This is a genomic window from Curtobacterium sp. NPDC092190 (assembly GCF_044755625.1).
Taxonomy (GTDB): Bacteria; Actinomycetota; Actinomycetes; order Actinomycetales; family Microbacteriaceae; genus Curtobacterium.
The window spans coordinates 499,196-506,687 of sequence record NZ_JBIVRJ010000002.1 but is presented as its reverse complement, the minus strand read 5'-3'; the positions used below and the strand labels follow the sequence as shown (position 1 = coordinate 506,687).

10 protein-coding genes and 1 pseudogene are annotated in these 7,492 nt (G+C 73.6%); 3 read left to right on the top strand and 8 right to left on the bottom strand.

Annotation, left to right across the window (positions count from 1 at the left end):
• Both ACIQFY_RS06615 and ACIQFY_RS06610 read right to left on the bottom strand, forming a co-directional pair.
• Positions 1–1,016: pseudogene (locus tag ACIQFY_RS06615) on the bottom strand (hypothetical protein); the annotation flags it as partial.
• Positions 1,017–1,108: 92 nt separating this feature from the next.
• The gene (locus ACIQFY_RS06610; protein ID WP_400338918.1) at positions 1,109–2,452 is read right to left on the bottom strand and encodes a hypothetical protein; all 1,344 of its coding nucleotides are present in this window, start codon (positions 2,450–2,452) and stop codon (positions 1,109–1,111) included.
• Positions 2,453–2,563: 111 nt separating this feature from the next.
• Here ACIQFY_RS06610 and ACIQFY_RS06605 point away from each other — a divergent pair, with 111 nt between their 5' ends.
• Positions 2,564–2,995 (top strand): GNAT family N-acetyltransferase, encoded by a 432-nt coding sequence (locus tag ACIQFY_RS06605; protein ID WP_126892230.1) that lies wholly within the window; start codon positions 2,564–2,566, stop codon positions 2,993–2,995.
• Positions 2,996–3,077: 82 nt separating this feature from the next.
• Here the strand turns inward: ACIQFY_RS06605 and ACIQFY_RS06600 are convergent, their stop codons facing one another.
• The 3 genes from ACIQFY_RS06600 to ACIQFY_RS06590 are packed head-to-tail and all read right to left on the bottom strand — an operon-like array spanning position 3,078 to position 4,572.
• Complete coding sequence (locus ACIQFY_RS06600) at positions 3,078–3,605, bottom strand: Lrp/AsnC family transcriptional regulator (RefSeq protein WP_066655337.1); 528 nt, start codon at positions 3,603–3,605, stop codon at positions 3,078–3,080.
• 31 nt (positions 3,606–3,636) lie between these two features.
• Positions 3,637–4,152 (bottom strand): hypothetical protein, encoded by a 516-nt coding sequence (locus tag ACIQFY_RS06595; RefSeq protein WP_400338914.1) that lies wholly within the window; start codon positions 4,150–4,152, stop codon positions 3,637–3,639.
• 30 nt (positions 4,153–4,182) lie between these two features.
• Positions 4,183–4,572: a DUF5997 family protein gene (locus ACIQFY_RS06590; protein WP_400338912.1), complete on the bottom strand. Its 390-nt coding sequence runs from the start codon at positions 4,570–4,572 to the stop codon at positions 4,183–4,185.
• Between the two features lie 33 nt (positions 4,573–4,605).
• Between ACIQFY_RS06590 and ACIQFY_RS06585 the strand changes: the two genes are divergently transcribed.
• Together ACIQFY_RS06585 and ACIQFY_RS06580 are read left to right on the top strand one after the other, a co-directional pair.
• Complete coding sequence (locus ACIQFY_RS06585) at positions 4,606–5,388, top strand: LysR family transcriptional regulator substrate-binding protein (RefSeq protein WP_400338909.1); 783 nt, start codon at positions 4,606–4,608, stop codon at positions 5,386–5,388.
• Positions 5,385–5,855, top strand: a complete 471-nt coding sequence (locus ACIQFY_RS06580) for a GNAT family N-acetyltransferase (protein WP_326495415.1) — start codon at positions 5,385–5,387, stop codon at positions 5,853–5,855. The genes ACIQFY_RS06585 and ACIQFY_RS06580 overlap by 4 nt, the downstream gene beginning before the upstream one ends.
• A 10-nt stretch (positions 5,856–5,865) precedes the next feature.
• On the opposite strand, the gene ACIQFY_RS06575 is transcribed toward ACIQFY_RS06580, so the two are convergent.
• The 3 genes from ACIQFY_RS06575 to ACIQFY_RS06565 all read right to left on the bottom strand — a co-directional run bounded on the left by ACIQFY_RS06575 (position 5,866) and on the right by ACIQFY_RS06565 (position 7,489).
• Entirely contained in the window at positions 5,866–6,480 is a 615-nt protein-coding gene (locus ACIQFY_RS06575) for a DNA-3-methyladenine glycosylase I (RefSeq protein ID WP_400338906.1), read from the bottom strand.
• Between the two features lie 37 nt (positions 6,481–6,517).
• Complete coding sequence (locus ACIQFY_RS06570; RefSeq protein WP_245172227.1) at positions 6,518–6,925, bottom strand: VOC family protein; 408 nt, start codon at positions 6,923–6,925, stop codon at positions 6,518–6,520.
• Positions 6,926–7,162: 237 nt separating this feature from the next.
• The gene (locus ACIQFY_RS06565) at positions 7,163–7,489 is read right to left on the bottom strand and encodes a hypothetical protein (RefSeq protein WP_194074877.1); all 327 of its coding nucleotides are present in this window, start codon (positions 7,487–7,489) and stop codon (positions 7,163–7,165) included.
• Between the last annotated feature and the right edge of the window lie 3 nt (positions 7,490–7,492).

The following is a 7,492-nucleotide window of genomic DNA, read 5'->3' as shown; positions in this document are numbered from 1 at the left end:
CTCGGCAGGTCGACGATCGGTGACACCTGCGTGCCACCGAGCACAGCGTCGTCACCGGACGTCGTGCCACCCGCGACCGGGGTCGAACCCGAACCCCCGCCGGTGCCGGTCGTGCCGGTGCCGGTGCTGGTGCCGTCACCGACGACGCCGATGCCGTTCCCGCCGATCGTGATCGGCAGGTCGACGATCGGTGACACCTGCGTGCCACCGAGCACAGCGTCGTCACCGGACGTCGTGCCACCCGCGACCGGGGTCGAACCCGAACCCGAACCCGAACCCGGGGCAGCGGTCGGCGCCGTCCCCGTCGCGGAGCCGTCACCGAGCACCCCGATGCCGTTGCCGCCGACGGTCACGGGGACGGACACGACCGGGGCGACCTGCGTCCCGGACGCGATGCCGTCCGAACCGGACGTCACCGGCTCGGCTGCCGGTTCCGGGACCGCCGGGCTGCTCGTCGCCGCGGCCGGAGCGGACGCCGGAGCGGCTTCCGCGTCACCCGCGACACCGACGGCGTTGCCGGTGACCGACACCGGAGCGATGACGTCACCGACGACCTGCGTCCCCGACGCGAGAGCGTCCGAGCCGGTCGTCGTCGGAGCAGGAGCAGGAGCCGGGGCGGGCGCCGGAGCCGAAGCGGGCGCCGGAGCGGTCGCCACGGCGTCGCCCGCCACGGCGACCGCGTTGCCGGTCGCCTGCACCGGTGCCGTCACGACGGGCGCGACCTGGGTGCCGGACGCGATGCCGTCGTCACCCGAGGTGCCCGGGGCAGGAGCCGGGGCCGGAGCAGCCGGAGCGGGAGCCGGAGCCGAGCCGGTCGTGGACACGGCGTCGCCGAGCACCCCGAGGGCGTTCCCGGAGACGGACACCGGGGCACTGATCGACGGTGCCACCTGGGTGCCGGACAGGAGGCCGTCGTCACCGGAGGTCGTGGCGGCGTTCGCCACCGCGGTCCCCCCGAGCGTCAGGCCGCCGACGAAGAGGGTGAACCAGAGCCCTCTCGAGACGTACTTGTTCATGGTCGTTCGTTCCTCACTGATCGAGATCTGTCCTCCGACCGCGATCGCGGTCGGGTGGTGCGTGCCTGCCGTGCTGGACAGGCGCACCGATCTCAGTCAGGAGCGACGTCGTGGTCGCCGACGACGGACGCGGGGACCACGTCGTCGGCGAGGCTGCCGCGTGACCCCACGGCGAGGGAGAACCGGACACCGGAGGTGCCGTCGAGCCCGACGGGCGCGGCGCCCGCGGAGCCGGAGATGGCACCGCCCGCGGCACCGGAGACGCCCGGGCCGGACGGGAGGCCGTCGTGGCCGTCGCCGTCCGCCGGGACGAACAGCGCCGCCCCGCCGACGGTCGCCGCGGCCGGAACCGGAGCGGCCGGGGCGGCAGCACCGACGACGGTGGCGACCGCCACGTGCTCGGTGGCCGGAGCGCCGTCGCGTGCGACGTCACCCGGTACTACCGGGACACCGGCCACCGTCAGTGGGCCGCTGGCGCCGTCCACGGCGACGGCGGAGGCTGGGGTGGGCGCGTCGTGCCGGACGCGCACCGGCTGCTCGTCCGTGCCGCCCACCGGGTTCGGCGCGGTCCCGGGGACGGGCGCCGTGCCTCCCGGCAGGAGGGGCGGCAGCGGGGCCGGCGTGACGGGGAGCGGCAGGACCGGCGTCACCGGGAGCGGCAGGACCGGGAGCGCGTCCTCGACGGGCGGGAGGACCTGCTCGACCGTGCCGGGCAGCGATCCGACGGTCGTCCCGACACCGTCGACCACGTCGTCGACCGCTCCGGTGACCGGCGCGGTGACGGTGCCGACGGTGTCGTCACCGAGCAGGTCGCGGGTCACCGGGAGGGCGCGGACCACGCTGTCGACCGTGTCGACGACGCCCGTGACGGGCCGTGCTCCCGTGACCGTCTGCACCGTCTCGGTGACGGGGCGGAGGGCGCCGGTGAGGGTGTCGGTGAGCGGCCGGGAGGCACTGCTCGCCACGTCCTCACCACCGGCGGTCGTCGGCGTGGCCGGGATCGCGGCGGTGCCGGTCGGCGGAGTCGGCGACGCCTGCGGCGTGGTCGGGGCCTGCTGGGCCGCCGGCGTCTGCTGTGCGGTCGTCGTCTGCTGGGTGGTCGGAGCGACGGGAGCCGGAGCAGCGGGGGCGGGGGCTGCGGGAGCCGGAACTGCGGGAGCCGGAGCCGCTGGCACCGGGGCAGCGGCGGGCGGTGCGACGGCCTGCCGCACGGGGGCGACCGCACTGTCGACGGCCTGCGTCGCCCCCTGCACGGTGTCGCCGACGTCCTGGACCAGCCCGCTGATCAGCCCGCGCTGCTGCGGAGCCCCCTCGGCTGCTGCCGCCGGACGGGCACCGAGGAGCAGCGAGAGCAGCACGAGCGCAGCGGCGACCCCGACGCCCACGAGGGCGGTCCGGAGCAGCGCGCCCCAGGGGTCGCGCAACGGCTGGTCCATGCGCTCACCTCCTGATCTCGGCTGCGCACGTAGAGTGGTTGACCGGCACTGTACGCCGATCGATCCCGGACCGGAACCGGTCACGGAAGAAATTCTCAGGAAAGGCCGCACGTGGTCTCGATCTTCTCCGCCCCGACGCGCAACCTCGACATCGTGACGCTGCACGAGATCCTGCGGCTCCGACAGGACGTGTTCGTCGTCGAGCAGGAGTGCGCCTACCCGGACATCGACGGTCGCGACCTCGAGCCGGGCACGGTGCAGTTCTGGGCAGGTCAGGGCTCGGTGGACGCCACGCTCCGGCTGCTCCGCGAGGACGACGGCACCGAGCGCATCGGCCGCGTCGCCACCGCCCGGCACGCGCGGTCGCAGGGGCTCGGGGCGCAGCTCATGGAGGCGGCGATCGCCGAGTCCCGCTCGTCGTCGATCGCGATCAACGCGCAGGCGCACCTCGAGCAGTGGTACGGCCGGTTCGGTTTCGTGCGGTCCGGCGACGACTTCCTCGAGGACGCGATCCCGCACGTCCCGATGACGCGCACCCGCTGAGCGCACTGTCGTCCGCGTCCCGGGTCGGTGCGACGTCGTCGGCCCGGATCAGGCTCGCCGGCGCCGCAGCTCGTCGCCCGGGTCAGGCGCGCCAGCGGCGGAGCTCGTCGAACGACCGCCCCTGGTGCGCGCGGTCCGCGACGAGCCGCTCGAACACGATGTTCGTCTGCGTCGTCGCGACGGCGGGATCCCCGCTCAGCTCGTCGGCGACGAAGTCCCGCAGCTGCTCCGTCGACGTGCAGGCGATGTGCACGAGGAAGTCCTTGTCGCCGGCGAGGAACGCCACGTCCTGCACGACGGGCACCCGGAGCAGGCGCTTCGCGAAGTCGCGCAGTTCGTGCCGGGCCGCGGCGTGCACCCGGACGGACACCATCGCCTCGATCGCGAACCCGAGCTTCGCGACGTCGACGTCGGCCCGGTAGCCGCGGATCACCCCGGCGTCCTCGAGCGCGCGCACCCGCGTCAGGCACGTGGACGGCGCGACCCCGACCGCGGCGGCCAGCCGGTTGTTCGGCATCCGGGCGTCGCCGGCGAGGGTCCAGAGGATGCGCTCGTCGACCTCGTCGAGGCGCGGTGCGGGATCGGGGCGACGGACGGTTCGGTCGGACACGCCCCGACGTTACCGCTGGTCGACCCCCGCGCTACATCGCCAGCGTCATCCCGACCACGGCGACCGTCATCGCGAAGACCTCACCGCTGCGGACGGCTCGACGGTCCTCGCGCGCCCACTCGTACCGGAGCAGCCACCCGCTGAACGCGCAGTAGCCGACCACACCGGCTCCGAGGACCGCGGAGAGCGCGATCCCGTGTCCGGCGTGCCCGTCGGACAGCCCGGTCGCGTGCCCCATCAGGAGCATGCCGGCCATCACGACCGACGACAGTGCCCGGTGCACGTCCATCGGCTCCGCCCGACGCCCGTCCGGCCGACGGCGCCGCAGCACGGGCAGCGGCGCGAGGAGCAGCAGCGTCGCCGCGGCCAGCAGCGTCCACGAGGCGCCCGCCTGCACGACGGGGAGCACCATCGCCACGAGCATCACCGCGGCGGGGACGATCACACCCGGTCGGGGCCGGTAGCGGTCCCCCACGATGCAGCAGACCGACGCGAACTGCGGCACGACGAGCATCGCGTCGGCGACGGTCTCGTGCACGGCGGTCACGGCGAGCGGCGTCCGGGTCGGTCCGGTCGGTCAGTCCTGGGCGCGCGCAGCGGCCTTATCGGCACGCTCCTGCTTCACGCGGGCGTTCTCGGCGTGCACCTCGGCCTGCGTCGCACGCTCACGCACGAGCCACTCGGGCATCTCCTGCAGGAGGTCCTTGACCTCGGCGGTGGTCAGGGGCTCCTCGACCCCGGCACGCACGAGGCCGGAGATCGACACGCCGAGCTTCTGCGCGACGACCGGACGCGGGTGCGGCCCTTCGCGACGGAGTTCCTCGAGCCACGCCGGCGGCTGCGTGCGGAGCTCGTCGAAGGCGGTCCGGGTGACCGGCTCCGCGCGGAACGACTCCGGGGCTGCCGCCAGCAGGATGCCGAGCTTCTTCGCAGCCGTCTCGGGCTTCATCGTCTGTTCCTGCGCCATGCGTACCAGGGTACGGCCCCTACACTCGGTTGCATGACCGCGGCCCTCACCATCGCCTTCGTCCCGGGGGTCTCCCCCGCGAAGTGGGTCCGGGTCTGGCGGGAACGCTTCCCGGACGCCGAGCTCGGCCTGCTGCCGATCGGACCGACCGAGGTCGACGACGCGCTCACCGGCGAGGCCGACATGGCCTTCGCCCGGATGCCCGTCGGCGCCCACCTCAACGCCATCCCGCTCTGGACCGAGACGGCCGTCGTCGCGATGCCGAAGGACGCGTCCCTCGCCTCCTCCGACGTGGTGACCGAGGCCGACCTGGCCGACGTGCACGTCGTCGACGCCGGGCCCGTGCCGGAGGACGTGTCCGCCGCCCTCGACCTGGTCGAGGCGAACGTCGGGGTCGTCGTGCTCCCCCAGTCCCTCTTCCGCGCGGCCAGCCGCAAGGACCTGGTGGCGAAGCCCCTCGACGGCGCAGCGGGCACCCGGATCGCCCTCGTCTGGCGCGACGCGGACGCCTCCGACACCACCGAGGAGTTCATCGGTGTCGTGCGCGGTCGCACCGCCAACAGCTCGCGGAACGCCGCCGACCGACCGGGAGGCACGACGAACGCCGACGACGCCGGCGCGCGCGGCACGCGGGACGGCTCCGGAGCCGGTCGCGGCAGCACCGCCCGTGCCGGTGGTGGCAAGGCCACCGCGAAGCAGGCCGCCGGCGGCAAGGCGGGCGGCAAGGGCGCCCGCAAGCCGCGCGGGAGCGGACGACCGGGCACCCAGCGACTCGGCAACGGCAAGCCGAAACGCGGGTCCAAGGGCAACCGGTGACGGACACGCGGCTCGTCCCGATGCCGGCCACGCGCCTCCCGGCCTGGCTGGACCGCACGATGGCGGAGTACGTCGGATCGCGCATGCGGGCCGGTGAGACCCGCGAGCAGGCCGAGGCGAACGAGCAGCGGTCGCTCGACCAGTGGTTCCCGGACGGGGCACCCCTGCCCGACCACTTCGTCTGGGACCTGGTCGACGACGCGGACGCCGTCGTGGGGTACCTCTGGATCGGACCGTTCTCGTCGGGCAGCACCGAGTGGTGGGTGTTCGACGTCGAGGTCGACGAGCCGTTCCGTCGCCGCGGTCACGCCCGACGGGCGCTCGAGGCCGGGCAGCGGGTCGCCCGTGAGCACGGCGCCACGAGCATCGGGCTCAACGTGTTCGGGTACAACACGGGCGCGCAGGACCTGTACGCCGCGCTCGGCTACCGCGTCACCGCGACGCAGATGCAGCTCCCGCTCGACTGATCGCGGCCTGTCAGCCCCAGACGCCGGACGTGCCGCGTCGGTGGCTGCCGACCAGGTGCGTGTCGACGATGCCGAGTGCCTCCATCAGGGCGTGCATCGTCGTGGGCCCGACGAACGCGAACCCGCGCTTCCGCAGGGCCGTCGACAGTGCCACGGACGCCTCGCTCGTCGTCGGGACCTCGGCGATCGTCCGCGGCGCCGGTGTCGCGTCCGGCCGGAAGGACCACACGAGGTCGGCGAGCCCACCGTCGGCGCGCAGGGCGATCGTCGCGTTCGCGTTCGTGATCGTCGCGCGGATCTTCGCCCGGTTCCGGACGATGCCGGCGTCCGCCATCAGGCGCTCGACGTCGTCGTCCCCGAAGACCGCGACCACGTCCGGGTCGAAGTCCGCGAAGGCCGCGCGGAACGCGGGGCGCTTGGCCAGGATCGTGCGCCAGGACAGCCCGGACTGGAACGCCTCGAGCGACAACCGCTCGAACACTCCGCGCTCGTCGCGGACCGGCATGCCCCACTCGGTGTCGTAGTACTCGCGGAGCATCGGGTCGGTCGCGGCCCAGACCGGGCGCGCGAGGCCGTCCTCTCCGGTCACCAGGCCGTCGGGGATCGTCGTCGGGTCGTCGCTCACGCGTCCATCCTGGCGGACCGCACCGACGACTCCGGGGTCACCGGTCGGTGCCGTCGCCCGTCATCGCGGCCTGGTCCATCCAGACGTACTCCCACCGGTGGCCGTCCGGGTCGGTGAAGCTGCGCTGGTACATGAAGCCGAGGTCGGTCTCCGGGCGGTCCTCGTTCCCGCCGCTCATGACGGCGGCGTCGACGATGCGGTGCACCTCGTCCTTCGAGGCTGCGCTCAGCGAGTTGATCACCTCGACCGTCCCGGGGGCGGCGATCGTCCCGTCGGTGAACTCCTGGAACTTCGCGTGCGTGAGGAGCATCACGTACACGGTGCTGCTCACGACGATGCACGCGGCGGTCTCGTCGGTGAACTCCGGGTTCACCGTGTAGCCGAGCGCCTCGTAGAAGCCGACTGCCCGGTCCAGGTCGGTGACCGGCAGGTTGATGAACACCATCTGCTCCACGGTGGTTCCCTTCGTCGAGCACCAACCTGGCGCAGCCGCCCGTCGAGCGCAACCGTTCCGTCCCGGGACCGACCGCGTCCCGGCCGCTCGCTCCTTCCCAGAACGCCCGAGATGGAACGTGAGAACGGGCGTACCTGGTCGGATGATCCGACCCGGTACGCCCGTTTTCACCAGATACGCCCGTTCGTGCTGGCGGGCCGTTCAGCCGCGCAGCCGCGCGCAGCGGGGTCAGACCCGCTCGCGCCCCTCGCCTGCGGCGCGCTGGTCGGCCTCGGCCTCGGCCTGCCCGACGATGTCCTCGGCGGGCACCGGGTTCAGCCGGTCCCACAGGAAGAAGAGCAGCCCGCCGACGAGCAGCGACAGCCCGACCCACAGGTTGATGTGGATGCCGCCGGTCTTCTCGGGGTCGGTGTCCCAGTGGACGATGCCGACGATGGTGGTGATCACGCCGTAGAGCACGAACAGGCCGCCGAGGATGCGGCGCAGGTCGAGTCGGCGGGTGGAGCGGACGAGCGCCGCCTGCTCCTCGGTGAGCTTCGTGGTGTCCTCACGCATGGG

Coding starts and splice junctions, on each gene's coding strand:
- ACIQFY_RS06610 (WP_400338918.1), bottom strand. CDS start 2,452: ATGGACCAGCCGTTGCGCGACCCCTGGGGCGCGCTGCTCCGGACCGCC.
- ACIQFY_RS06590 (WP_400338912.1), bottom strand. CDS start 4,572: ATGGCGCAGGAACAGACGATGAAGCCCGAGACGGCTGCGAAGAAGCTC.
- ACIQFY_RS06585 (WP_400338909.1), top strand. CDS start 4,606: ATGACCGCGGCCCTCACCATCGCCTTCGTCCCGGGGGTCTCCCCCGCG.
- ACIQFY_RS06570 (WP_245172227.1), bottom strand. CDS start 6,925: ATGGTGTTCATCAACCTGCCGGTCACCGACCTGGACCGGGCAGTCGGC.
- ACIQFY_RS06565 (WP_194074877.1), bottom strand. CDS start 7,489: ATGCGTGAGGACACCACGAAGCTCACCGAGGAGCAGGCGGCGCTCGTC.